Below are 24,752 nucleotides of genomic sequence, written 5' to 3'. Positions count from 1 at the left end.
CGCTCAGCTCAGCTCAGCTCCAGATCTTGGACAGTTTCCGTTCGCGGGGCGGAACGGAAACTGTCCAAGATCTGGACGGCACCGCGCGAGGTCGACGGATCAGGCCAGTCCGGCGCGGCGCAGGGCCTCGGCCATCGCGTCGTTGGCCGGCGCCGGCGCGCCCTGGCGCTGCTGCCCGCCTCGGCCACCCTGCCCGCCTCGGCCACCCTGCCCGCCGCGTCCGCCGGACCCGCCCTGGCCACCCGAACCGCTCTGGCCGCCGCGTCCGCCGGACCCGCCTCGGCCGTCCTGGCCGCCGCGTCCGCCGGACTCGCCGCGGCCGCCCTGTGGTCCGCGCTGCGCCGGGCCGCCTCGACCCTCCTGGCTCGTCCGCCCGCCACCGGCGGCGGCCGGCTCGTCCTCCAGACGCAGGGTCAGGGAGATCCGCTTACGGGGTACGTCGACGTCGAGCACCCGGACCTTGACCACGTCGCCGGACTTCACCACCTCGCGGGGGTCCTTGACGAACGTCCGGGACATCGCCGACACGTGCACCAGACCGTCCTGGTGCACACCGACGTCGACGAACGCGCCGAACGCGGCCACGTTGGTGACCACGCCCTCCAGCACCATCCCGGGCGTCAGGTCACCGATCTTCTCCACCCCCTCGACGAAGGTGGCGGTGCGGAACTCCGGCCGCGGGTCACGGCCCGGCTTCTCCAGTTCGGCGAGGATGTCGGTGACGGTGGGCAGGCCGAACCGGTCGTCGACGAAGTCGGTGGCCCGCAGTCCCCGCAGGATCGCGCTCTTACCGATCACCGCGCGCAGGTCCTGGCCGGTGCTGGCGAGGATGCGCCGCACCACCGGGTACGCCTCGGGGTGCACGCTTGACGAATCCAGTGGGTCGTCCCCGCCGGGGATGCGCAGGAAGCCGGCGCACTGCTCGAACGCCTTCGGCCCGAGCCGGGCCACCTTCTTCAGTTCGGTCCGCGAGCGGAACGGGCCGTTGGCGTCCCGGTGCAGCACGATGTTCTCGGCCAGCCCGGCGCCGATTCCGGAGACCCGCGTCAGCAGCGGCGCGGAGGCGGTGTTGACGTCCACCCCGACCGCGTTGACGCAGTCTTCCACTACCGCGTCCAGCGACCGGGAGAGCTTCACCTCGGACAGGTCGTGCTGGTACTGGCCGACCCCGATCGACCGTGGGTCGATCTTGACCAGCTCCGCGAGGGGATCCTGGAGGCGGCGGGCGATGGAGACCGCGCCGCGCAGCGACACGTCCATCCCGGGCAGTTCCTGCGAGGCGTACGCGGAGGCGGAGTAGACCGACGCGCCGGCCTCGGAGACCATCACCTTTGTCAGGTTGAGCTGCGGGTGCCGGGCGATCAGATCACCGGCGAGCTTGTCGGTCTCGCGGGAGGCGGTGCCGTTGCCGATCGCGATCAGCTCCACGCCGTGCGCGCCGGCCAGCCGGGCGAGGGTCTCGACCGACGCGTCCCACTGCCGGCGCGGCTCGTGCGGGTAGATGGTGTCGGTGGCGAGCACCTTGCCGGTGGCGTCCACCACTGCCACCTTGACGCCGGTCCGCAGGCCCGGGTCCAGGCCCATCGTCGGCCGGGTGCCGGCCGGCGCGGCCAGCAGCAGGTCCCGCAGGTTGGTGGCGAAGACCCGGACAGCCTCCTCCTCGGCCGCCTGCCACAACCGCATCCGCAGGTCCGCGCCGAGGTGGATGAGGATCCGGGTACGCCACGCCCAGCGGACCGTGTCGGTCAGCCAGCGGTCGGCCGGACGGCCCGCGTCGGACACCCCGAACCGGCCGGCGATGACCGCCTCGTACCGGCTCGGACCGGTCGGTGCGGCATCCGCCTCACCCGCCTCCTCCGACTCCATGGTCAGGTCGAGCACGCCCTCCTTCTCGCCCCGGAACATCGCCAGGATCCGGTGCGAGGGCAGCCTCGGGTACGGCTCGGAGAAGTCGAAGTAGTCGGAGAACTTGGCGCCGGCCGTCTCCTGGCCCTCGCGTACCCGGGAGGCCAGGCGGCCCCGCGACCACATCTGCTCGCGCAGCGTGCCGATCAGGTCGGCGTCCTCGGCGAAGGTCTCGATGAGGATCGCCCGCGCGCCCTCCAGCGCGGCGGCGACGTCGGCGACACCCTTCTCCTCGTCGACGAACCCGGCGGCCGTGACCTTCGGGTCCTGGCTGGGGTCGGCGAGCAGCGTCTCGGCCAGCGGCGCCAACCCGGCTTCCCGGGCGATCTGCGCGCGGGTCCGCCGCTTCGGCTTGTACGGCAGGTAGATGTCCTCCAGCCGCGACTTCGAGTCGGCGGCCATGATCTGTGCTTCCAGGGCCTCGTCCAGCTTGCCCTGGCCGCGGATCGACTCCAGTACGGCGGCCCGCCGCTCGTCCAGCTCGCGGAGGTAGCGCAGTCGCTCCTCCAGGGTGCGCAGCTGGGTGTCGTCGAGCAGGCCGGTGGCCTCCTTGCGGTAGCGGGCGATGAAGGGCACGGTGGCGCCGCCGTCGAGCAGCTCCACGGCCGCCCGCACCTGACGCTCGGCCACGCCGAGCTCGTCGGCGATCCGCTGATGAACAGACTGGGTCACGATCTCGATCCGCCTTCGGGAGTGGGTACCGCCTGCATTCTGCCGGGCCACCCCGACGCTTGTCGCCGCGCCCGGCCGGGGTGACCGGCCGCGGCCCCCGCGGGCCTGCGCTAGCGTGGCGATCATGGAATCACCTGCGGAGCCGCGCGCCCGGCGGCTCTTCGGCGGCAGCGCCCGAGCCCTCGGCGACCTCACGGCCAACCCGTTCCGCGCCGACCGGGACCGGATCGTCGGCTCGCCGTTCTTCGCCCGCCTCGGCGGGGTCACCCAGGTGATCAGCCCGGTCGGTTCCGGGCTGCTGGTGCACAACCGGCTCACCCACAGCCTGAAGGTCGCCCAGGTGGCCCGGGCCATCGCCGAGCGCCTGACGGCAGACGACCGGTGGCGCGACCTGCTGGACAAGCTCGGCGGCTGCGACCCGGACGTGGTGGAGGCCGCAGCGCTCGCCCACGACCTCGGCCACCCGCCGTTCGGGCACCTGGGGGAGCGGGTTCTCGACCGGCTCGCCCGCCAGCGCCTCGGCCTCGCCGACGGGTTCGAGGGCAACGCGCAGTCGTACCGGATCGTCACGAGCACCGAGATCCGGGGCGCGGCCACCACCGGGCTGGACCTGACCGCCGCGGTCCGCGCGGCGATGCTGAAGTACCCGTGGACGCGGCTGGACTACCCCGACCCGCACCCCCGCCTGCTCGACCCGCCGCCCCGCGGCGCCACCCCGCCGCCGGACGACCCGGAGAGCGGCTCGTTGAAGTTCGGGGCGTACCGGACCGAGCTCGACGACCTGCGCCAGGCCCGGGAGCCGTTCGCCGGCCGCATCCCGGACTGGCAGCAGACCGTGGAGGCGTCCGTCATGGACACCGCCGACGACATCGCGTACGCCATCCACGACGTGGAGGACTTCTACCGGGTCGGGGTGCTCCAGCAGGGTGCGGTGTCGGCCGAGCTGATGGCCTGGCAGCGCGAGAGCGGGCACTTCCGGGCGATCACCGACGCGGCACTGGCCACGGCGGCCCGGCGGCCCGGAGCGGCGATCGAGCGGCTCCGCCGCCAGCTGCACCGCAAGGACGCCTGGATCGCCGACGACGACGCGTTCGCCGCCGCCGTCGAGCACGTCCGCGAGGAGCTGGTGGACGGGCTGCTGGCGATGCCGTTCGACGGTTCGATCGAGGCGGAGCAGTACGTGTCGCGGTTCTCCGCCCGCTGGTCCACCCGCTTCGTCGAGGCGATCACGGTGACCGACCAGCCGTCGGTGCGCTCCGGGTACGTGCTGCTGGGCTGCGCCCAGTGGCACGAGGTACAGGTGCTCAAGTTCGTTCACCACCGGTTCGTGCTGGCCCGCCCCGACCTGGCCCTGCACCAGCGTGGTCAGGCCCGGCTGCTGGGCACCCTGGTGGAGGCCCTGTGGGAGTGGCTGCTCGACCCGGAGGAGGAGTCCCGGCTGCCTCGCCGGCTGCACGACCTGGTCGAGCTGGCCGAGGCGGAGCTGCACCCGCGTACGCCGCACCGGATCGGCCGTGCCCGGGGCCGCGCCATCGTGGACTTCGTGGCGCAGCTCACCGACGGACAGGCGGTGGCCATGCTGGATGCGCTGTCCGGGCGCTCCGGCGCGCTGTGGACCGACGCGTTCGTGCTCTGACCCGACTCAGGCTCTGACCCGGTTCAGGCGACGGACTGCCACCAACCGTCGACCGCGGGCGGCTCGTCGACCACCACCCGCTCGCCGGGGCGGGGCACGGCGAGCCGGACGTCGCGGGCCTTGGCCTCCGCCCAGAGCCGGTTCACCGGTTCGGACCAGTCGTGCAGCGCCAGGTTGAACGTCGCCCAGTGCACCGGGATGAACAGCCCGCCGCGCAGGTCGACGTGGGCGTCGACCGCCTCCTCCGGGAACATGTGGATGGTCGGCCACGCCCGGTCGTACGCGCCGATCTGCATAAGCGTCACGTCGAACGGTCCGTGTTCGGCGCCGATCGCCGCGTACCCGGGGAAGTAGCCGGAGTCGCCGGTGTAGAAGACCTTGCGCCGGGCCCCGGCGACCACCCAGGAACTCCAGAGCGTGCCGTCGCGGCGCAGCCCCCGGCCGGAGAAGTGCTGGGCGGCGGTCGCGGTGATCTCCAGCCCGCCGACCCGGTGGCACTCGGACCAGTCCAGCTCGATGATCCGGTCGGCGGGCACGCCCCAGTGGTCCAGGTGTGCGCCCACGCCGAGCGGCACCAGGAACGGCGCCGACTGCCCGGCCACCAGCGCCCGCACGGTGGGCATGTCCAGGTGGTCGTAGTGGTCGTGCGAGATCAGGATGGCGTCCAGCGGCGGAAGCTCGTCCAGGCGTACCGGAGGCTCGTGCAGTCGCCGGGGGCCGACCAGGCCGGACGGGGAGCAGCGGTCACTCCACACCGGGTCGAGCAGCACCCGCCGACCTTCGATCTCGATGAGCGCGGAGGCGTGGCCGTACCAGATGATGTTCAGCTCGTCGGCGCTGTCGGCGGCGGGCGGCGCGCTGGGCCGCAGCAGCGGCACGGGCGCGGTGGGACGCCGCTTCTGCTTGCCGAAGATCAGCTCGCGGACCAGGTTGCGACCCGGCTCGGCGGTCATCGTGCGGGTGTCGGCCTGGTTGTGGAAGGTGCCGTCGCGGAACTGCGGCGAGCGGGCAGCCCGTTCGGCGCGGGCGCCGGCGAGCCGACCGCCGAGCGCCGCCGGCACGTCCCGGGCCACCCAGGCCAGGCCGGCCAGCGCTGCCAGCCCTGCCGTTCCCCGCATCCGTCGCCCGAGCGACCGTTGCCCGTCCGTGCGTTTCGCTGCCGCCATCGCCGTCCCTCCGCCGTGTCCCGCAGTACACGGTAGTTCCCCGTGGCGTTTCCCGCCCCGGCGGTGGCCCGCACCGGGCCGGCCGTCCTCCGACGACCGGCCCGGGAACGGTGTCAGCCGCCGTTGCTGGGCCGCCGGGTGGGCGCCCGGAACGTCTTGCCCGTGCCCGCTATCCGGTCCACCGCCGCCAGGAACTTCGGACCCATGGCGGCCCGGGCCTGCACCGCCGGGTGGGTCGCGCCGAAGTTGTCCGGGTCGGCCTGCCCGTCGGCGAACAGCGCGTAGGTAAGCACCGCCGCACCGGACCGGTCGAAGATCACCCCGGCCTCGTGTCGGGCGTCGGCGAACCAGCCGGCCTTGGTGGCGATGCGGGCCCGATCCTCCGAGGACATGGTGCGCCGGATGCCGTCGGTGAAGGCCACCGGGGAGCGCAGCAGCCCGAGCAGGTGCGTCGTCGAGGCCGGCGAGAGCAGCGTGCCGGCGACCAGGGCGCGCAGCAGGTCGTGCGTCTCCCGCGGGGTGCTGGTGCCGAGGAAGAACCGGTTCGGGTTGGCCACCGGCTCGACCTGGGTGTTCGGGAAACCCTTCGCGACCAGGATCGAGTTGATCTCGGCGGCCGGTGCGACCAGCCCGCACAGCCGCACCGCCGTGTCGTCGGAGACGGTCAGCAGGTTGGCCAGCACGTGCCCGAGGGTCACGCTGCTCGGGTACGCGCCGTCCAGGCTGAAGATGCCGTCGCCGCCCGGCACGACGATCGCGGCGGTCACGTCGACCCGCTGGTCCAGCGTCAGCAGCCCTCGGTCGACCTTGTCCAGGACCGCGGTGGCAACCGCGATCTTGTTGACGCTGTACGCCTCGATCCGTCGGTCCGCGTCGGCCGCGACCGCGACGACCGGCGGGCCCGCCGGGTCGGCCACGCTGACGTACGCCTGCCAGTTGCCGCCGGCCTCGGTGCTGTGCCTGTCGAAGACGGCGGCGATCCGGCTGGCGGCCCGGGCCGGGGTGGTCGGGCTCGCCTCGGTGCTGTCGGCGGCGCTGGCCGGGGTGGCCGCGCCGAGCATTGTGCCGGCGGTGGCCACTGTCCCCAGCCCGAGTGCCGTCCTGCGGTTCAGTCGGATGGTCATTCGTCTCTCCCGTCGTGGGGCGCCGGAGCGCTTGCCGGCCCACCACCCTAGGCGAGTTGATCGGTCCACAATGGCCCCCCGCTGTCCCGAACAGTCCCGAACGGTTCAGCCCAGCCGTCGACGCAGCGCGGCGCCCACCGCCCCGGCCGGTCCGGACAAAAGCTGCCGCAGGTCGGGCAGGTGGCCGCCGCGGACCGCCTCGCCGGCCGGATTCGGGGCGAACACCGTGCCGTCATGCGCCGCGACCGACCGGCCGCTCAGGCCGGCCAGCCGCATCAACGGCCCGACCAGTACGTCGTAGACGCCCGGCAGCACTGTGAAGCCAGCCCGCAGCACCACGTTCAGCCGGCCCACCGACACCTCCCGGCGGGGCCGGTCCACGCAGTCGACGATCGCCCGGGCCACCCGCTGCGAGCCGGCGACCGGAGGTGGGGGCCGGCCGATCCGACCAAGGTAGTTGGCCGCCTGCTGATACACCGGAGTGTCCACACTGCCCGGGTTGACCAGGCACAACCGGATGTCCGGACTGTCGCGCAACTCCTGTTGCAGCGTGCGGGCCAACCCCTGCAACCCCCACTTGCTTGTCACGTAGGCGCTCATGTACGGGGCGGTGATGTGCCCGAGCACCGATCCGGTGAGGATCAGGGTGCCGGCGCCGGTGGCCCGGAAGTGCCGCAGCGCCACCCGGGCGGCGCCGGCCGCGGCCAGCAGATCGGTCCGTACCACCTGGTCGAACACCCGCTCCGGCAACTCGTCGAAGCGTCCGTAGGCCATCACCGCCGCCGTGTGCACCCAGACGTCGATGCGGCCGAACCGCTCGATCGCCGCCTCCGCCAGCGCCTCCAACGCGCCCGGTTCGGTGACGTCCGTCGGCACGGTCAGCACCTCGACGTCCGCGCACTCCTCGCGTACCTCGGCGAGGGTCTGCGGCGCGCGGGCCGCGAGCACCAGGCGGTCGGCGCGCTCGGCGAACGCCCGGGCCGTCGCCCGGCCGATCCCGCTGGTCGCGCCGACGACCACCACCACCCGGCTCAAGGTGCGAGCACGACCTTGATGCAGCCGTCCTCCTTCTTCTGGAACATGTCGTACGCCCGCGGCGCCTCGCCCAGCGGCAGGCGGTGGGTACGCAGGTCCTCCACACCCAGGGGGTCGTCGTCGCCGGAGAGCAGCGGCAGGATCTCGTCGGTCCACCGGCGCACGTGACACTGCCCCATGCGCAACTGGATGCCCCGGTCGAACATCTCCATCAGCGGCATCGGGTCCAACTCGCCGCCGTAGACACCGGAGATCGACACGGTGCCGCCGCGACGGACCGCCTTTACCGCGGCATGCAGGACCGAGAGCCGGTCCATGGCCGCCTTGTCGGTCATCGTCCGGGCCAGCTTGTCCGGCAGAAGCCCGACAGCCGCGTGTGCCAGCTTGCCGCCCGGCGAGCCGTGCGCCTCCATGCCCACCGCGTCGATGACGGCGTCGGGGCCACGCCCGTCGACCAGGTCGATAAGCGCGCCCGGCACGTCCGACAGCTCGCGGACGTCGAGCACCTCGATGCCGTGCCGCCGGGCCAGCTCCAGCCGCTCGGGCACCAGGTCCAGCCCGATCACCCGCCCGGCGCCGAGGTGGCGGCCGATCCGGGCGCAGAACTGACCGACCGGGCCCAGCCCGAAGACGGCCAGGGTGCCACCGGGCGGCGTGTCCGCGTACTTCACGGCCTGCCAGGCGGTGGGCAGGATGTCGGAGAGATAGAGGTAGCGCTCGTCGGCGCCGGTCTCGGGAATCTTGATCGGTCCGAAGTGGGCCTGCGGCACCCGCAGGTACTCGGCCTGGCCGCCGGGCACCGAACCGTAGAGCGAGGTGTAGCCGAACAGCGACGCGCCCTTGCCCTCGCTGGTCACCTGGGTCGTCTCACACTGGGCGTAGAGCTGACGGCTGCACATCCAGCAACTGCCGCACGAGATGTTGAACGGCACCACCACCCGGTCGCCGGGTTTGAGCCCGGTGACCTCCGACCCGACCTCCTCGACGATGCCCATCGGCTCGTGGCCGAGGACGTCGCCGGGCTTCAGGTACGGCCCCAACACCTCGTACAGGTGCAGATCCGAACCGCAGATCGCCGTCGACGTGATCTTGACGATCGCGTCGGTCGGCGCCTCGATCCGGGGATCCGGCACCTCCTCCACCCGTACGTCCCGCTTGCCCTGCCAGGTCAACGCCTTCATGTCTGGCTACCTCCCTCGGTCCTGCCTGACTTGCTACCCGGCAAGGAGCAGTTGAACCGACTCCGTTCCGGATGGCGTCCGGGCTCGGCGGTCCGGGCTTGGCGGTCTGGGCTTGGGGGTCCGGGCTTGGCGGTGTCGGCTCGGTGGTCTCGGTCTTGTCGCTTGCCTCGGCCTTGTCAGTGGTTGCGGTTGGGGCTGGGGGCGACCGTCCCCGGCTCCGGGCGGTCAGGCTTGATCCCTCCGCCGGGCACGGTCGCCCCCAGCCCGTGGCCGGGCGCTGTCCGTGGCCGGGCCTTGTCCGGGACCGGGCGCTGCCCGTGGCCGGGCCTTGTCCGTGGGCGCATTCGCTTTGATCGACTCGTCTTCCTTGAAGTCGCGGTATCCCAGCCGTGACGACAGGCCGACTTCCTGGAACCCGAGTGGATCAAGCCGTCGCGGCCGCCTGTGCGGAGCTCAGCCGAGCGATTGGCACCTTACGACCGTTCTCGGTGCGGCTACTGGTCGCGCGAAAACATGATCGACTCCGTATCGGCGACATGGCGGGTTTCCCAACGACAGGACCCCGCCACATCGGCGCCCTGAAGTCGGTCACGCGACCGGCTGGGCTGTGACCGGCTGGGCTGTGCCTGTCCCTGATCCCGGCCCGTCCGCTTATTCATTGCGGTACCGCTGGTGCCGCGCGGACGGACGGGTGCGGCGTGGGCAGGTCCGTTTGATCGACTCGCGTTTCTTGAAGTCGCGGTATCCCAGTCGTGACGACAGGCCGACTTCCTGGAACCCGAGTGGATCAAGCCGGCGTACCCCCGCAGGAGCGCAACGGGCGGACGCACGGTGACCAGGGCCAGGGTTGGGGCGACCGTCCCCGGCGCAGGGATCAAGCCTGACCGCCCGGAGCCGGGGACGGTCGCCCCAACCCGCCACGGCGGTCAAGGATCAACCCGCCACGGCGGTCAAGGATCAACCCGCCACGGCGGTCAAGGATCAACCCGCCACGGCCGCCGAAGACCAGACCGCCGTAACCCGAGGCGCGGGGTACGGCGGTCTGGATGAGGCGGTGGTGTCAGGCGCCGGGGGTATTGCCGGTGCCCTTCGTGGTGGCCGCGAGGTAGTCGCGGTTGAGGCGGCCGATGGTGTTCAGCGGGATGCCCTTCGGGCAGGCCACCGTGCACTCGCCGGCGTTCGTGCAGCCGCCGAAGCCGGCCTCGTCGTGCGCGTCGACCATGCCGATCACCCGGGTGTAGCGCTCCGGCTGGCCCTGCGGCAGCAGCGAGAGCTGGGTGAGCTTGGCGGCGGTGAAGAGCATGCCAGAGCCGTTCGGGCAGGCAGCCACGCAGGCACCGCAGCCGATGCAGGCGGCCGACTCGAAGGCGGCGTCCGCGTTGGCCTTGGCGACCGGTGTGGAGTGCGCCTCGGGCGCGCTTCCGGTCGGCGCGGTGATGTAGCCGCCGGCGGCGATGATCGTGTCGAAGGCGCCCCGGTTGACCACGAGGTCCTTGATGACCGGGAAGGCGCTGGCCCGCCACGGTTCGATGTCGATCGTCTCGCCGTCGGTGAACTGTCGCATGTGCAGCTGGCACGCGGTGGTGCCGCGCTGCGGGCCGTGCGCGTCCCCGTTGATCATCAGGCCGCACATGCCGCAGATGCCCTCGCGGCAGTCGTGGTCGAACGCCACCGGGTCCTCGCCGGCGAGGATCAACCGCTCGTTGAGTACGTCGAGCATCTCCAGGAACGACATGTCCGGGGAGACGTCGTCGACCGGGTAGGTCACCATCCGACCCTTGTCCTCGGGGCCCTTCTGGCGCCAGATGCGCAGGGTCAGGTTCACTTGTAGCTCCGCTGCGTGGGGTGGACGTATTCGAACTTCAGGTCTTCCTTGTGCAGCACCGAGGGCTCACCGGTCGCGGTGAACTCCCAGGCCGCCACGTACGCGAACCGGTCGTCGTCGCGCTGCGCCTCGCCGTCGGGGGTCTGGTGCTCGGCCCGGAAGTGACCGCCGCAGGACTCCTCGCGGTGCAGGGCGTCGATGCACATCAGCTCGGCCAGCTCGAAGAAGTCGGCCACTCGGCCGGCCTTCTCCAGGGACTGGTTGAGCTCCTCGCCGGTGCCGGACACCTTGACCCGCTGCCAGAACTGCTCGCGCAGGGCACGGATCTCGTCGATGGCCTTGCGCAGCCCGGCCTCGCTGCGCTCCATGCCGCAGTGCTCCCACATGATCTGGCCCAGCTCGCGGTGGAACGAGTCCACGGTCCGGTCGCCGTTCACCGCCAGCAGCCGCTGGATGCGGTCCTCGACGTCGGTACGTGCCTCGACCGCCGCCGGGTGGCTGGCGTCGACCTTCTCCAACCCGCCCGCGGCCAGGTAGTTGGCGATCGTGGTGGGTAGCACGAAGTACCCGTCGGCCAGGCCCTGCATCAGCGCCGAGGCGCCGAGCCGGTTCGCGCCGTGGTCGGAGAAGTTCGCCTCGCCGATCACGAACAGGCCGGGGATGCTCGACTGGAGGTCGTAGTCGACCCAGAGGCCGCCCATCGTGTAGTGCACGGCGGGGTAGATGCGCATCGGCACCTCGTACGGGTCCTCGCCGGTGATGCGCTCGTACATCTCGAAGAGGTTTCCGTACTTGGCCTCGATGGCCTTGCGGCCGAGCCGGCCGATCGCGTCGGCGAAGTCGAGGTAGACGCCGAGCTTGGTCGGCCCGACGCCCCGGCCCTCGTCGCAGACGTTCTTCGCGGCGCGGGAGGCGATGTCGCGGGGGACCAGGTTGCCGAAGGAGGGGTAGATCCGCTCCAGGTAGTAGTCCCGCTCGTCCTCGCCAATGTCGCGTGGGTTGCGGTCGTCGCCCTTGGTCTTCGGCACCCAGACCCGGCCGTCGTTGCGCAGCGACTCGCTCATCAGGGTCAGCTTCGACTGGTGGTCGCCGGAGACCGGGATGCAGGTGGGGTGGATCTGCGTGTAGCAGGGGTTGGCGAAGTACGCGCCCTTGCGGTGCGCCCGCCAGGTGGCGGTGACGTTGCAGCCCTTGGCGTTCGTGGAGAGGTAGAAGACGTTGCCGTAGCCGCCGGAGGCGAGCACGACGGCGTCGGCCATCTCGGTGGTGATCTCGCCGGTGACCAGGTCGCGGACGACGATGCCCCGGGCCTTGCCGTCGACGATGACCAGTTCCAGCATCTCGTGCCGGGCGTTCATCTCGACGTTGCCCAGGCCGATCTGCCGCTCCAGGGCCTGGTACGCGCCGAGCAGCAGCTGCTGGCCCGTCTGGCCCCGGGCGTAGAAGGTGCGCTGCACCTGGGCGCCACCGAAGGAGCGGGTGTCCAGCAGGCCGCCGTACTCGCGGGCGAACGGCACACCCTGGGCGACACACTGGTCGATGATGTTCACCGACACCTCGGCGAGGCGGTGCACGTTCGACTCGCGGGAGCGGAAGTCGCCGCCCTTGACGGTGTCGTAGAACAGTCGGTGCACCGAGTCGCCGTCGTTGCGGTAGTTCTTCGCCGCGTTGATGCCGCCCTGTGCCGCGATGGAGTGCGCGCGGCGCGGGCTGTCCTGGTAGCAGTAGGACTTGACGTGGTAGCCCTGCTCGGCAAGCGTCGCCGCGGCCGAACCGCCGGCCAGGCCGGTGCCGACGACGATCACCGTCATCTTGCGGCGGTTGGCCGGGTTGACCAGCTTGGCCTCGAAGCGGCGGGTCTCCCAGCGCTTCTCGACCGGGCCGGCGGGAGCCTTCGTGTCGGCGATCGGGTCGCCCTCGGTGAAGAGTTCCATGTCAGGACACCAATCCGGTGAGAACGGCGAACGGGACCGCCAGGTATCCGGCGCAGAGCCCCACGGCGAGGACGAGCGCGCCGGCGCGCGCCCGGCGCTCGCCCCGGGGCGTCTGCTGGCCGAGGCTGCGGAACGCGCTGAACGCGCCGTGGCGCAGGTGGAAGCCCACCGTGACGATCGCCAGGGTGTAGAAGAGCGTGACGTACCAGCGCTCCGGCGCGAAGTCGGCGACGACGTTGCCGTACGGGTTGCTGGCGTCGCCCTGCGGGTTCAGGTGACCGGTGGTCAGGTCCAGGATGTGGTAGATCACGAAGAGCAGGATGATCACGCCACCCCAGCGCATGGTGCGGGCCGCGTAGCTGCCCCGGACCTTCTTGCGGTGGGCGTACTTGACCGGGCGGGCGGCGCGTGCGCGTCGGGCCAGCACGGTGGCGGCGACGATGTGGGCCACCACGGCGACGGTGAGCACGGTGCGCTGGATCCAGAGGTACCAGGTGTGGGGCAGCAGCGGCGTGCCGATGTCGCGCAGCCAGTGCGCGTAGTGGTCGAACGAGGTCTCCCCCGTGAAGATCTTCAGGTTCCCCAGCATGTGCACGATGAGGAACAGCACCAGCAGGATGCCCGTCACCGCCATGACGGCCTTGAGGCCGACGTTCGAGCGGATGGGCGACCGAGTTCTCGTGATTACCACGAGACCGACGCTAGGAGCACTTCGATCAGTCGTCCAATGCATCAAACTCGCAGTGTTGATAGCCGTAGGCTATGTAGATGCAGCTCCATCAGCTCCGGTACTTCGTTGCGGTGGCCGAAGTACGACATTTCACCCAAGCCGCCGACATCGTGGGCATCACGCAGCCGTCGCTGAGTAAGCAAATTCACGCGCTGGAGACCGACCTCGGGGCTCCCCTGTTCGAACGGGTAAGGGGCAACATTGCCCTCACCGCGGCCGGTGAGGTGCTGCTTCCGCTGGCGACCCGGATCCTCGCCGACGTCGAGACCGCGACGCGGGAGGTGCAGGAGCTGGTCGGGCTCCGGCGGGGTCGCGTCCGGCTCGGCGCGACGCCGAGCCTGGCCACCTCGCTCGCCCCGCCGGTGCTGCGCCGGTTCCGCGACGCGCACCCCACCGTCGACCTCCGCGTCGAGGAGGGCGGCTCCCAGGATCTCGTCCGGAACCTGCTCCGCGGAGATCTCGACCTGGCCCTGATCATCATGCCGGCCGGGGGCGCGGACCCGGGGCTGCGCGTCGATCCGATCCTGCGCGAGAGCCTGGTCGTCGCCTCGGTGGGGGAGGTGCCGACCGCCTCGGCCACCGGAGAGTTGCACATCACCGACCTGCGCGACCAGCCGATGGTGATGTTCCGCGAGGGCTACGACCTGCGCGACGCCACCATCCAGGCGTGCCGCGAGGCGGGCTTCGAGCCCACCTTCGCGGTGGACGGCGGTGAGATGGACGCGGTGCTCAGCTTCGTCGAGGCGGGGCTCGGCGTCGCGCTGGTGCCCGGCATCGTGCTGGCCCGCAGGCCCGGGGTGCACATCACGCCGCTGGCGCCGCCCGGGGTGCGCCGGACCATCGCCGTGGCCCGTCGGCGGGACGTGGTGCCGACGCACGCCGGCCGCGAGCTGCGGCGGATCCTGCTCGACTACGTCCAGTCCGCGATCGACAACGACGACCTCCCACCGGGGGTCGATCCCCGCTGATCAGGCCCGGTAATCGACCCGATGGGCCAATTCGCGCTCAAGGTCGGAATATCACCGTCGGTGTTCAAGATGGTCACCTAAGGTGGGTTCTTGCGCGGGCAAAAGCCCCATTCAACGCAGCAGAGCTCGCCGGTGGGCGCTTGACGCCGGGCAGGAGGGCCACACATGAGGATCCTGGTCACCGGAGGCGCCGGCTTCATCGGTTCGCACTTCGCGCGCAGTCTGCTCGGTGGCGGTTACGCCGGGTTCGAGCACTGCGACGTCACGGTGCTCGACAAGCTGACGTACGCCAGTGATCGGGCCAATCTGCCGGCCGTCCACCCCCGCCTGACCTTCGTCCGCGGGGACATCTGCGACAGGCAGTTGCTCGCCGACGTGGTTCCCGGCCACGACGCGGTGGTGCACTTCGCCGCCGAGTCGCACGTCGACAGGTCCATCGACGACCCCGCCCCGTTCTTCGAGACCAACGTGATGGGCTCCCACCTGCTGCTCGCCGCCTGCGCGCGCAGTGGCGTCGGCCGGGTCGTGCACGTCTCCACCGACGAGGTGTACGGCTCGATCAGCGAGGGCTCCTGGAACGAGACCTGCGTGCTGGAGCCCAACTCCCCGTACGCGGCGTCGAAGGCGGCCAGCGACCACATCGTCCGCTCCTACTGGCGCACGTACGACGTGGACGTCTCCATCACTCGCTGCGCCAACAACTACGGGCCGTACCAGCACGTGGAGAAGGTGATTCCCCGCTTCGTCACCAGCCTGCTCACCGGCCAGGACATCACCCTGCACGGTGACGGCAGCGCCGTGCGCGAGTGGCTGCACGTCGACGACCACTGTCGGGCCATCGCGCTGGTCCTGGCGAAGGGCCGCGCCGGCGAGGTCTACAACATCGGCGGCGACGTCGAGCTGACCAACCGGGCGCTCACCGAGCGGATCCTGCGGCTGGCCGGCGCCGGCTGGGAACGGGTCCGGCACGTGCCCGACCGTAAGGTGCAGGACCAGCGGTACTCGCTGGACTATCGCAAGATCTCCGAGGAGCTCGGCTTCGAGCCGCAGATCCGGTTCGCGGAGGGACTGAGCGAGGTCTTTCACTGGTACCGGGAGAATCGGGCCTGGTGGACGCCCACCGCCGCGGAGTCCCACGGTGCCGCGCTGACCAGCTCGGTGCGCGGCGTCCCGGCGAGCCGGGGTCTGTCCGTCCAGGCGCGCTGACGGCAGTCCCGGCCCGCCCGGCTCGGCTCAGCGGCCCTCCGCGTCGTCCATCGCCCGGTAGATCCGCTGTTCGGAGACGGGGTACGGGGTGCCCAGCGCCTGGGCGAAGACGTTCACCCGCAACTCCTCGATCATCCAGCGGATCTGCCGGAGGGCCGCCTCCTGGCGGCGGGCCGGCGGGAGGGCGGCGAGCAGGTCGTCGTACTCCTTCTGCACCACGGTGATCCGCTCCTGCTGCTGGCGGTCGCGTTGCGGGTTGCCGCCCAGGCGGTCCATTCGGCGCTCGATGGCGGTGAGATAGCGCAGCAGGTCGGGCAGGCGGGCGTACCCGGTCTCGGTGATGAAACCGGCGTGCACCAGCCCGGCGAGCTGCTTGCGGATGTCGGCGAGCGCCGCCACCACGGCGAGGTTGCGGGTCGCGCCGAGCCGCTGCTCCACGGCGTACGCGGCGGCGAGCACCCGGCGTACCCGGTCCATGACCTCGACCACCGTGTCGACCAGGTCGGCGCGGACCTTCTCCCGCAGCGCCGCGAACCCCTCGGCGTCCCAGGCCGGCCCACCGGCGTCGCCGATCAGCCGGTCGATGGCCGCGCCGGCCGCGTCCTCGATCAGCTCCTGCACACCGCCGTGCGGGTTGCGGCTGAGCGCCAGCTTCGCCTCGTTGCTGAGCCGGCCCTGCAGGAACCGCGCCGGGGACGGGACGGTGAGCCGCAGCAGCCGTCGGGTGCCGGCCCAGTGCGCCGCCTCCGCCTCGGCGGGGGAGTCGAACACCTTCACCCCGACCGTGGCGCCCTCGTCGACAAGCGCCGGGTACGCGGTCACCGCGTAGCCGGCGCGCACCTGCTCGATGGTCCGTGGCAGCGTGCCGACGCTCCACTCCCGCAGCCCGGTACGGGCGATCTCCGGCGCGGCGGCCGCCACCACCTGGCGTACCTCCTGGCGGAGTTGACGTTGCAGGGCCGGCAGGTCCTTGCCCTCGGCGACCGGCTTCTCGTCGTCGCCGAGCACCCGGAAGGTCACCCGCAGGTGGGTGGGCAGCTTGGCCGGCTCCCAGGCGTCACGGGGCACCGTGACGCCTGTCATCCGCCGCAGTTGGCGGGTGAGCGCGTCCAGCAGCGACTCCTCGCCCGGGGTGATCGCGGCGAGCGCGGCGCGGGCGTAGTCCGGCACTGGCACGAAGTTGCGGCGGATCGCCTTGGGCAGCGAGCGGATCAGCGCGACCACCGTCTCCTCGCGCAGCCCCGGCACCTGCCAGTCGAAGCTCTCCGCCGGCACCTGGTTGAGCAGCGGCAGCGGGATGTCCACTGTGACGCCGTCGTCCGGTGTGCCCGGCTCGAAGCGGTAGGTAAGCGGCAGACGCACCCCGTCGGCCTGCCACTCGTCCGGGTAGTCGCTCTCGTCCACCCCGGGTCGGCCGTCGTTGACCAGCACGTCGCGGGTGAAGGTGAGCAGGTCGGGCTGGTCCCGGCGAGTCTTCTTCCACCAGCTGTCGAAGTGCCGCCCGGACGAGACGTCGGCGGGGATCCGCTGGTCGTAGAAGCCGAAGATGGTCTCGTCGTCGACCAGGATGTCCCGGCGTCGAGCCCGGCTCTCCAGCTCCTCGATCTCGGCGAGCAGCCGCTTGTTGTCCGCCCAGAACTGGTGGTGCGTCTGCCAGTCACCCTCGACGAGGGCGTGCCTGATGAACAGCTCCCGGCTCAGCGTCGGGTCGATCCGCCCGAAGTTCACCTTGCGGGAGGTGACCAGCGGGATGCCGTACAGGGTGACCTTCTCGTAGGCCATCACCGCGGCCTGCTTCTTCTCCCAGTGCGGCTCGCTGTAGCTGCGCTTGACCAGGTGCTGCGCGAGGGGCTCGACCCACTCCGGTTCGACCCGGCCGGCGATGCGGCCCCACAGCCGGGAGGTCTCCACCAGCTCGGCGGCCATCACCCAGCGCGGTGGCTTCTTGAACAACGCCGACCCGGGGAAGACCGCGAACTTCGCGCCCCGCGCGCCCAGGTATTCGTGTTTCTGGGCGTCCTTCAGGCCGATGTGCGAGAGCAGGCCCGGCAGCAGCGACTGGTGCACCTTCGGGGTGTCGATCTCCTCCGGCAGGTCCGCGCCGCCCCGGCGGCTCGCACCCCGGCCGGCGTCCGCGTCGTCAGCGGTGTCGCGCGCCGGCCGCCCACCCCGCCGGTCGCCCTCCTGCTGAGGGGTACGCAGCACCTGGCGCAACTGGCTGACGATGTCCTGCCACTCGCGGATCCGCAGGTAGTTCAGGTACTCCGCCTTGCACATCCGGCGGAACGCGCTGGACGACAGCTCCCGCTGCTGCTCGCGCAGGTAGCGCCACAGGTTGAGGTACGCGACGAAGTCCGACTCCTTGTCGGCGAACCGGGCGTGCGCCTGGTCGGCCTGGGCCTGCTTCTCCGCCGGCCGCTCGCGCGGGTCCTGGATGGAGAGCGCGGCGGCGATCACCAGCACCTCGGTGGGGCAGCCGTTGCGTTCGCCCTCGACCACCATCCGGGCCAGCCGCGGGTCGACAGGCAGCTGGGCCAGCCGACGGCCCAGCGCGGTGAGCCGCTTGGCCGGGTCAGCCTCGGTCGGATCCAGCGCGCCCAGCTCGTGCAGCAGGTTGACGCCGTCGGTGATGTTGCGCTTGTCCGGCGGGTCGATGAACGGGAACGCGGCCAGGTCGCCGAGCCCGATCGCGGTCATCTGGAGAATGACGGACGCCAGGTTGGTGCGCAGGATCTCCGGGTCGGTGAACTCGGGCCGGGACAGGAAGTCCTGCTCGTCGTAGAGGCGGATGCAGATGCCGTCCGAGGTACGGCCGCAGCGGCCCTTGCGCTGGTTGGCCGACGCCTGGGAGACCGGCTCGATCGGCAGCCGCTGCACCTTCAGCCGGCTGGAGTAGCGGGAGATCCGGGCGGTGCCCGGGTCCACCACGTACTTGATGCCGGGCACGGTCAGCGAGGTCTCCGCGACGTTCGTGGCGAGCACCACCCGACGCGAGGAGTGCGCGGCGAACACCCGGTGCTGCTCGGCGCTGGACAGCCGCGCGTACAGCGGCAGGATCTCGGTGCCGAGCAGCGAGCGCTTGGACTGCACCAGCTTGCCCAGCGCGTCGGCGGTGTCGCGGATCTCCCGCTCGCCGCTGAGGAAGACGAGGATGTCGCCGGGGCCCTCGGCGGCCAGCTCCTCGACGGCGTCGCCGATCGCCTGGATCTGGTCGCGGACGTTCTCCTCGTCGGCGTCGCCGTCCTCCTCACCCTCGGCGAGCTCGACAAGCGGCCGGTAGCGCACCTCCACCGGATAGGTGCGCCCGGAGACCTCCACCACCGGCGCGGGCACGCCCTGCGGCTCGTCTGCTGTGGGCGGGCCGGCGAAGTGCCTGGCGAACCTGTCGGTCTCGATTGTCGCCGAGGTGATGATCACCTTGAGGTCGGGTCGGCGGGGAAGCAGCTCGCGCAGGTACCCGAGGATGAAGTCGATGTTGAGGCTGCGCTCGTGCGCCTCGTCGATGATCAACGTGTCGTACTGGCGCAGCATCCGATCCGTCTGCAACTCGGCCAGCAGGATGCCGTCGGTCATCAGCTTCACCAGGCTGCGCTCGCTGACCTGGTCGGTGAAGCGGACCTTGTAGCCGACCACGTCGCCCAGCTCGGTGCCCAGCTCGTCGGCGATGCGGTCGGCCACCGTCCGGGCGGCCAACCGCCGGGGCTGGGTGTGCCCGATCAGGCCGTGCACGCCGCGCCCCAGCTCCAGGCAGATCTTGGGGATCTGGGTGGTCTTGCCGGAGCCCGTCTCGCCGGCCACGATCACCACCTGGTGATCACGGATGGCGGCGGCGATGTCGTCCTTACGGTCGCTGACCGGCAGCCCGGCCGGGTACGTGATCACCGGCACCGCCGCCCGCCGGACGGCCAGCCGTTGCTCGGCCCGGGCCAGCTCGGCGGTGATCTCGGTCAGCGCCGCTTCCCGGCGCTGCGGGTCGCGCAGCTTACGGGCACCGTCGAGGCGCCGCTGAAGCCGGCGTTGGTCGCGGAACATCAGGGGAGTGAGGCGGCGGTGCAGCTCGCGGACGGGATCGGTCGCGGCGGAGGCGGCTGGATTCTGCATGTCGTGCCCAAGGATAGGCAGCGCGGCGGCGGACCGCCCCTGGGTTACCCGCGCGAGGGATCGGTCGGCGCTCGGACGGCGGTCTAGAGTTGCGGCCGACGTCGAGCGCTGGGGGGCCGGGATGGAGCTGCGGGACACCGACCGGGCGTTGGTGCAGGCCGCCACGGCGGTCGCCAAACTGCGGTGCCGTAGCCAGCGCCACACCGTCGCCTCGGCTGCCCGGACCGCCGACGGTCGGGTGTTCTCCGGCGTGAACATCCGGCACGACAGCGGGGACACCTGCGCGGAACTGGTCGTGATCGGCGCCGCCGCCACGCAGGGCGTGACCGAGCTGGAGACGATCGTCACGGTCACCGACCGGGGCCGCGAGGTCGTCGCGCCGTGCGACAGCTGCGGGCGAGTGCTCGCTGCCTACTTCCCGTCGCTGCGGGTGATCGTCGGCGAGGCGGAGGACCTGCGGGTGGTCCCGATCGAGGACCTGCGCGGCTGACCGCCGAGGGCCCGCGCGGCTGACCGCCGAGGGCCCGCGCGGCTGACCGCCGAGGCCCCGCGCGGCTGACCTCAGTCGCCCGCGGCCGCCTCCAGCATCGACCGGGGCATCGGCACGCTCTCGAACCGCACGGTGCCCTCCGGCACCATCCAACTCGTGACCCGTGCGACGAGCAGGCCGGCGCGGACGGCCGGGTCGTCGGCGTAGAGCCCGCGTACCTCCTCCGGGGAGATCGAGAACACGACGAACCCCCGCAGCTGGTCGTCGTCGGCGTCCAGCAGCGGTCCGGCCGCCAGCACCAGACCCTGCTCCACGAACCCGGCCTGATGGGCCAGGTGCGCGCTCTGCACCCGGTCGAAAGCCTCCGGTGGCAGGTCCGGCGGATCCGACGGCCGGACCAGGAGGACGACCGTGTGCCTGTCGAATCGCATGCTTCCACCCTATGGCGCGACTGAAGCGGAATGTTCCTCTTACGGGTGTCATCGGCGTTCTGTCGCACATGAACCCTTCCGCGAAACTCATTCTCTTATCGAGGATCGGACGCGAAGGGGAGGTGTGACATGGTCACCAGACGAGGGCTGCTCGCCGCCGGTGCCGCCGGTGGTGCCGCGGTGCTGGTACCGGAGGGTTCCACGGCCGCGGGCCGCGCGCTCGCCGGGCCGGTGCCGCTGGATGCCGCCGACATCCCGAAGTACGTCGCGCCGTTGCACATCCCACCGGCCATGCCAGCGGTCTCGACCGGACCGGAGCGGGACACGTACGCCATCGCGGTGCGCCAGTTCCGCCAGCAGATCCTGCCGCCGTCCTGGCCGCGTACGACGGTGTGGGGTTACGGCTCCACCGCCCACCCCGGCAGCTTCGGCTACCCCGCGCCGAGCATCGTTGCGCGGGTGGACCACCCGGTGCGCGTGACCTGGGTCAACCAGCTCGTCGACCGCCGGGGCGACTTCCTGCCGCACCTGCTGCCGGTAGACCCCACCCTGCACTGGGCCAACCCGGGCGGTGGAAACGCGGGTCGAGACCAGCACGGCCACCGCGACCGGCGCGGATACCGCGGGCCGGTGCCCCAGGTGGTGCACCTGCACGGTGGGCACAGCCCGCAGGAGAGCGACGGGCACGCCGAGGCGTGGTACCTGCCGGTCGCCCGCGACCTACCGTCCGACTTCGCCGTCTGCGGCAGCGCGTACGACGAGTTCCGCTCCCGCTTCGCCGAGCGTTGCGGCCTGCGCTGGTCCGCGGGCTCGGCCACCTTCGAGTACGCCAACGACCAGGCGCCCGCCACCCTCTGGTACCACGACCACACGTTGGGGGTCACCAGCCAGAACGTCTACGCCGGACCGGCCGGGTTCTACCTGCTCGGCGGTGCCGGCGACCTGCCGGACGGGGTGCTGCCCGGCCCGGGGCCGGCGCACGACGACGCGCCGGACGCCCGGTACCACGACATTCCACTGATGATCCAGGATCGGAGCTTCACCGCCGACGGCGATCTGCTCTACCCGAGCGGGCACTCGTCGCCCGGCCTCGGCTCGACAATCGTCGTCAACGGCCGTACCTGGCCCAGCCTGACGGTGCAGCGCCGCCGCTACCGGTTCCGCCTGCTCAACGCCTCCAACAACCGCTTTCTGCTGCTGAGCGTGGCCGCCCACGCCACGGCGCGGCCGGCCCGCCCGGTGCTGCCGGTCTGGCAGATCGGCAGCGACGGCGGGTTCCTGCCCGAGCCTGTGGCACACGAGCGCGTGGGTCTCGGCCCCGCCCAACGGGTCGACGCCATCGTCGACTTCACCGACGTGCCCGCCGGCACCGAGCTGTACCTCGTCAACGAGGGGCCCGACTGGGCGTACCGGGGTGGGCGGCCCGGGGTGGACTTCCCGCCAGCCGACCCGCGGACCACCGGGCAGGTGCTGCGCTTCGTGGTCACCGACGCGACCGGCCCGGACCCGAGCGTGCCACCGGAGCACCTGCGGCTGCCGGTACGTCCTCGGCTGCCGGCGGCCGACCGGGTCCGGCGGTTGTCACTCAACGAGCGGATGTCCGGTCCGTCGGGGTCGATGACGATGCTGCTCGGCACTCTCGACGAGCGTGGCCGGGGTCGGCCGATGCGCTGGAGCGATCCGGCGACCGAGCAGCCCACCCTGGGGGCCACCGAGGTGTGGGAGGTGCGCAACTTCACCCGGCTCGTCCATCCGATCCACCTGCACCAGGCCCAGTTCGAGGTGCTCGGCCGCGGGCACTCGGGTCGGGCGCGGCCCGGTTCGGGGGAGCGGGGGTGGATGGACACGGTGCTCGCGTACCCGTGGGAGGTCACGCGGATCAAGGCGCGCTTCGACCTGCCGGGCCGCTACGCCTGGCACTGTCACCTCCTGGAGCACGAGGACAACGAGATGATGCGGCCACTCATCGTGCTGCCGGGCGGCGGTGCGGCCGCCGGGGACGGTGGCGCGGCGAGCGGGGACGGTGGCGCGGCGAGCGGGGACGGAAGCGCCCGGGTCGGTATCGACAGACGCCGGTTAGGTCACTTTCCGCAGGTCGGCTAAGGTTAGGCGAACCTAAGCTCGAACGTGCAGGAGACTCGTGACCACCCTCGTCGCCCGGCCGACGTCGACCCGCAGCCGGTCCGGTACCCGTACCGGCCGACGCGTGGCCGTCACCGTCGGGGCCGCGCTGGTGCTGCTGCTCGCCGTGCTGGCGAGCTTCGCGTTGGGCAGTCGGCAACTGGGCGTCGGCGCGGTCTGGCACGCCCTCGTCGCGCCGGACGGCAGCGACGCCAGCACGATCGTCCGGGAACTGCGCATGCCGCGTACCGCGCTCGGCCTCGCCGTCGGGCTCGCGCTCGCCGTGGCCGGGGTGCTGTTCCAGGCGCTCACCCGCAACCCCCTCGCCGAGCCCCGCATCCTCGGCATCAGCGCCGGCGCGTCGTTCGGCGTGGTGCTCGCCATCTCCGTCTTCGGCGTCGGCACGCTCGCCGGCTACGTCTGGTTCGGCATCGCCGGCGCGCTGATCGCCGGCCTGCTGGTCTTCGCCGTCGCCAGCCGCGCCCGCGACGGCGCGAGCCCGGTCACCCTCGCGCTTGTCGGCGCGGCGCTCGACGCCAGCCTCGCCTCCGGGGTGTACGCGCTGCTCAGCATCGACGCCCGCACCTTCGAGGAGTACCGGTTCTGGGTGGTCGGCGGGTTGGCTGGCCGGGACCTCGGCGTCACCGCCCAGGTGCTGCCGTTCGTCCTCGTCGGGCTGCTGCTGGCGGCCATGGTGGCTCGGGGCCTGGACGCGCTGGCTCTCGGCGACGACGTGGCCCGCGGCCTGGGCCACCGCATCGGCCTGGTCCGCCTCGGCGGTGGCCTCGCCGCGGTGCTGCTGACCGGCGCCGCCGTGGCAGCCGCCGGGCCTGTCGCCTTCGTCGGGCTGGCCGTGCCGCACCTGGCCCGCGCCCTGGTCGGCGCGGACCACCGCTGGACCCTCGCCGTCTCGGCCCTACTCGGGCCCGCGCTGCTGCTCGGCGCCGACGTCGTCGGCCGGCTCGTCGCCCCGCCCGGCGAGATACCGGCCGGGATCATCACCGCTCTGATCGGCGCGCCGCTGCTGGCCGTGCTGGTCCGCCGCGCCCGGGTGGTGACCGCGTGACGACCACCGGCCGCGCCTCCGGCTCCGCCGAAACGCCCAGCCCTTCCGGCCTGCCCGGTTCGGCTGGCCCCGCCGGTTTGTCGGCCATCGCGGCCGCCGCCTCGGCCGGTGTCGATCGTGCCCGGCTGCCGGGGCGGTCGCTGCTGCGGTTCGGCCCGGTCAGCCTCCAGATCCGCCGCCGGGCGGTGCTCGTCGCCGCCGCGCTGACCGTGCTGCTCCTGCTCGCGATGCTGCTCAGCCTCTCCCTCGGCACCCCCTACGTCGCACCGGCCGACGTGCTGCGCGCGCTCTCCGGCGCCGGCACCCCGTACGACCTCGTCGTCTTTGATCTGCGGTTGCCCCGGATCGTGCTGGCCGCGGTGGCCGGGGCGGCCTTCGGCGTGGCCGGCACGCTGATCCAGAGCGTGGCGCGCAACCCCCTCGCCAGCCCGGACATCATCGGCGTCACCCAGGGCGCCGGCCTCGCCGCGACCGTGGCCCTGACCAGCGGTACCGCGGCGGTGCTGGTGGCGCCCAGCGCGCTGGTCGGCGGTCTGCTGGCGGCGGTGCTGCTGTTCGCCCTCGGCGCCCGGCACGGTCTTGCCGCCCAGCGGTTCGTCCTCGCCGGCGTGGCTGTCGCGTTCGCCTTCCGGGCGCTCACCGAGGTGGTCATGCTCACCGCCGACCCGATCGACGGCCTGCGGGCGCAGATCTGGCTGATCGGCACCCTCGCGGGCAAGGGTTGGACCGAGGCAGCCTGGATCGCCGGCACCCTGCTCGTACTGCTGCCGGTGCTGGCCTGGGCCGGCTGGGCCCTGAACAGCACCGCCCTGGACGACGACACCGCACGCGGCGTCGGGTTGCGCCCGGTAGCCCGCCGAATCGGGCTGGCCGGCACCGGTGTGCTCGTCGCCGCGATGGTCACTGCCCAGGTCGGCGCCGTCGACTTCGTGGCGCTTGTCGCACCGCAGCTCGCCCGCCGGCTGGTCCGCGCCGAACGGCCTCCGCTGGTCTGCGCGGCGCTGCTCGGCGCGCTGCTGCTGGTGCTGGCCGACCTGGCCGGCCGGCGACTGTTCGCACCCACCCAACTGCCGGCGGGTGTGCTGACCGCCGCGATCGGCGGCCCGTACCTGATCTTCCTGTTGCTTCGTGGACGGCGGCGGTCGTCGTGACGCCTGCAAG

Annotated in this window: 17 protein-coding genes; 7 read left to right on the top strand and 10 right to left on the bottom strand. The window is 72.0% G+C overall.

The window, feature by feature from the left end:
* Nucleotides 1-99 precede the first annotated feature (99 nt).
* Complete coding sequence (locus ACLQ26_RS05590; RefSeq protein WP_425743392.1) at nt 100-2,577, bottom strand: Tex family protein; 2,478 nt, start codon at nt 2,575-2,577, stop codon at nt 100-102.
* Between the two features lie 124 nt (nt 2,578-2,701).
* Between ACLQ26_RS05590 and ACLQ26_RS05585 the strand changes: the two genes are divergently transcribed.
* Nucleotides 2,702-4,213, top strand: a complete 1,512-nt coding sequence (locus ACLQ26_RS05585) for a deoxyguanosinetriphosphate triphosphohydrolase family protein (protein ID WP_425743391.1) — start codon at nt 2,702-2,704, stop codon at nt 4,211-4,213.
* A gap of 23 nt (nt 4,214-4,236) precedes the next feature.
* Here ACLQ26_RS05585 and ACLQ26_RS05580 read toward each other — a convergent pair whose 3' ends face one another.
* From ACLQ26_RS05580 to ACLQ26_RS05550, 7 genes are all read right to left on the bottom strand, one after another.
* Nucleotides 4,237-5,379 carry an MBL fold metallo-hydrolase gene (locus tag ACLQ26_RS05580; RefSeq protein ID WP_425743390.1) on the bottom strand — a complete coding sequence of 381 codons (1,143 nt, stop codon included), beginning with the start codon at nt 5,377-5,379 and terminating at the stop codon, nt 4,237-4,239.
* A 113-nt stretch (nt 5,380-5,492) separates the two neighbouring features.
* Nucleotides 5,493-6,503 (bottom strand): serine hydrolase, encoded by a 1,011-nt coding sequence (locus ACLQ26_RS05575; protein ID WP_425743389.1) that lies wholly within the window; start codon nt 6,501-6,503, stop codon nt 5,493-5,495.
* A 105-nt stretch (nt 6,504-6,608) separates the two neighbouring features.
* Complete coding sequence (locus ACLQ26_RS05570; RefSeq protein ID WP_425743777.1) at nt 6,609-7,529, bottom strand: SDR family NAD(P)-dependent oxidoreductase; 921 nt, start codon at nt 7,527-7,529, stop codon at nt 6,609-6,611.
* A 5-nt stretch (nt 7,530-7,534) separates the two neighbouring features.
* Complete coding sequence (locus ACLQ26_RS05565; RefSeq protein WP_425743388.1) at nt 7,535-8,719, bottom strand: zinc-dependent alcohol dehydrogenase; 1,185 nt, start codon at nt 8,717-8,719, stop codon at nt 7,535-7,537.
* Between the two features lie 1,060 nt (nt 8,720-9,779).
* Nucleotides 9,780-10,544 (bottom strand): succinate dehydrogenase/fumarate reductase iron-sulfur subunit, encoded by a 765-nt coding sequence (locus ACLQ26_RS05560; protein ID WP_425743387.1) that lies wholly within the window; start codon nt 10,542-10,544, stop codon nt 9,780-9,782.
* On the bottom strand, nt 10,541-12,478 hold the full coding sequence (locus ACLQ26_RS05555) for a fumarate reductase/succinate dehydrogenase flavoprotein subunit (protein ID WP_425743386.1): 1,938 nt from the start codon (nt 12,476-12,478) through the stop codon (nt 10,541-10,543). Before ACLQ26_RS05555 ends, ACLQ26_RS05560 begins: the two co-directional genes overlap by 4 nt.
* A gap of 1 nt (nt 12,479) precedes the next feature.
* Nucleotides 12,480-13,211, bottom strand: a complete 732-nt coding sequence (locus ACLQ26_RS05550) for a succinate dehydrogenase cytochrome b subunit (protein ID WP_425743385.1) — start codon at nt 13,209-13,211, stop codon at nt 12,480-12,482.
* A 35-nt stretch (nt 13,212-13,246) separates the two neighbouring features.
* Between ACLQ26_RS05550 and ACLQ26_RS05545 the strand changes: the two genes are divergently transcribed.
* Together ACLQ26_RS05545 and rfbB are read left to right on the top strand one after the other, a co-directional pair.
* Complete coding sequence (locus ACLQ26_RS05545; RefSeq protein ID WP_425743384.1) at nt 13,247-14,176, top strand: LysR family transcriptional regulator; 930 nt, start codon at nt 13,247-13,249, stop codon at nt 14,174-14,176.
* Nucleotides 14,177-14,341: 165 nt separating this feature from the next.
* Nucleotides 14,342-15,382 (top strand): dTDP-glucose 4,6-dehydratase, encoded by a 1,041-nt coding sequence (gene rfbB / locus ACLQ26_RS05540; RefSeq protein ID WP_425743383.1) that lies wholly within the window; start codon nt 14,342-14,344, stop codon nt 15,380-15,382.
* 27 nt (nt 15,383-15,409) lie between these two features.
* Here rfbB and hrpA read toward each other — a convergent pair whose 3' ends face one another.
* Nucleotides 15,410-19,483: an ATP-dependent RNA helicase HrpA gene (gene hrpA, locus ACLQ26_RS05535; protein WP_425743382.1), complete on the bottom strand. Its 4,074-nt coding sequence runs from the start codon at nt 19,481-19,483 to the stop codon at nt 15,410-15,412.
* Between the two features lie 121 nt (nt 19,484-19,604).
* On the opposite strand from hrpA, the gene ACLQ26_RS05530 reads away from it, so the two are divergent.
* Entirely contained in the window at nt 19,605-19,973 is a 369-nt protein-coding gene (locus ACLQ26_RS05530; protein ID WP_425743381.1) for a cytidine deaminase, read from the top strand.
* 71 nt (nt 19,974-20,044) lie between these two features.
* Here ACLQ26_RS05530 and ACLQ26_RS05525 read toward each other — a convergent pair whose 3' ends face one another.
* Nucleotides 20,045-20,404 (bottom strand): YciI family protein, encoded by a 360-nt coding sequence (locus tag ACLQ26_RS05525; RefSeq protein WP_363687587.1) that lies wholly within the window; start codon nt 20,402-20,404, stop codon nt 20,045-20,047.
* A 129-nt stretch (nt 20,405-20,533) separates the two neighbouring features.
* Between ACLQ26_RS05525 and ACLQ26_RS05520 the strand changes: the two genes are divergently transcribed.
* The 3 genes from ACLQ26_RS05520 to ACLQ26_RS05510 are packed head-to-tail and all read left to right on the top strand — an operon-like array spanning nt 20,534 to nt 24,742.
* A complete protein-coding gene (locus ACLQ26_RS05520; protein WP_425743380.1) occupies nt 20,534-22,507 on the top strand; it encodes a multicopper oxidase family protein in 1,974 nt (657 codons plus the stop codon).
* A gap of 37 nt (nt 22,508-22,544) precedes the next feature.
* On the top strand, nt 22,545-23,591 hold the full coding sequence (locus ACLQ26_RS05515) for a FecCD family ABC transporter permease (protein WP_425743379.1): 1,047 nt from the start codon (nt 22,545-22,547) through the stop codon (nt 23,589-23,591).
* Nucleotides 23,588-24,742 carry a FecCD family ABC transporter permease gene (locus ACLQ26_RS05510; protein WP_425743378.1) on the top strand — a complete coding sequence of 385 codons (1,155 nt, stop codon included), beginning with the start codon at nt 23,588-23,590 and terminating at the stop codon, nt 24,740-24,742. The genes ACLQ26_RS05515 and ACLQ26_RS05510 overlap by 4 nt, the downstream gene beginning before the upstream one ends.
* Nucleotides 24,743-24,752: the final 10 nt, after the last annotated feature.

Source organism: Micromonospora sp. DT43 (assembly GCF_049841645.1).
Taxonomy (GTDB): Bacteria; Actinomycetota; Actinomycetes; order Mycobacteriales; family Micromonosporaceae; genus Micromonospora.
Note: the sequence above shows the minus strand (reverse complement) of the source record. Positions and strands in the feature narration are given on the sequence as shown.

What these genes read in the sequence shown, in the direction of transcription:
- ACLQ26_RS05520 (WP_425743380.1), top strand. Translation starts at nt 20,534, where the DNA reads ATGGTCACCAGACGAGGGCTGCTCGCCGCCGGTGCCGCCGGTGGTGCC.
- ACLQ26_RS05550 (WP_425743385.1), bottom strand. Translation starts at nt 13,211, where the DNA reads ATGCATTGGACGACTGATCGAAGTGCTCCTAGCGTCGGTCTCGTGGTA.
- ACLQ26_RS05530 (WP_425743381.1), top strand. Translation starts at nt 19,605, where the DNA reads ATGGAGCTGCGGGACACCGACCGGGCGTTGGTGCAGGCCGCCACGGCG.
- ACLQ26_RS05575 (WP_425743389.1), bottom strand. Translation starts at nt 6,503, where the DNA reads ATGACCATCCGACTGAACCGCAGGACGGCACTCGGGCTGGGGACAGTG.
- ACLQ26_RS05525 (WP_363687587.1), bottom strand. Translation starts at nt 20,404, where the DNA reads ATGCGATTCGACAGGCACACGGTCGTCCTCCTGGTCCGGCCGTCGGAT.
- ACLQ26_RS05555 (WP_425743386.1), bottom strand. Translation starts at nt 12,478, where the DNA reads ATGGAACTCTTCACCGAGGGCGACCCGATCGCCGACACGAAGGCTCCC.
- ACLQ26_RS05585 (WP_425743391.1), top strand. Translation starts at nt 2,702, where the DNA reads ATGGAATCACCTGCGGAGCCGCGCGCCCGGCGGCTCTTCGGCGGCAGC.
- ACLQ26_RS05545 (WP_425743384.1), top strand. Translation starts at nt 13,247, where the DNA reads ATGCAGCTCCATCAGCTCCGGTACTTCGTTGCGGTGGCCGAAGTACGA.
- ACLQ26_RS05565 (WP_425743388.1), bottom strand. Translation starts at nt 8,719, where the DNA reads ATGAAGGCGTTGACCTGGCAGGGCAAGCGGGACGTACGGGTGGAGGAG.
- rfbB (WP_425743383.1), top strand. Translation starts at nt 14,342, where the DNA reads ATGAGGATCCTGGTCACCGGAGGCGCCGGCTTCATCGGTTCGCACTTC.
- hrpA (WP_425743382.1), bottom strand. Translation starts at nt 19,483, where the DNA reads ATGCAGAATCCAGCCGCCTCCGCCGCGACCGATCCCGTCCGCGAGCTG.
- ACLQ26_RS05580 (WP_425743390.1), bottom strand. Translation starts at nt 5,379, where the DNA reads ATGGCGGCAGCGAAACGCACGGACGGGCAACGGTCGCTCGGGCGACGG.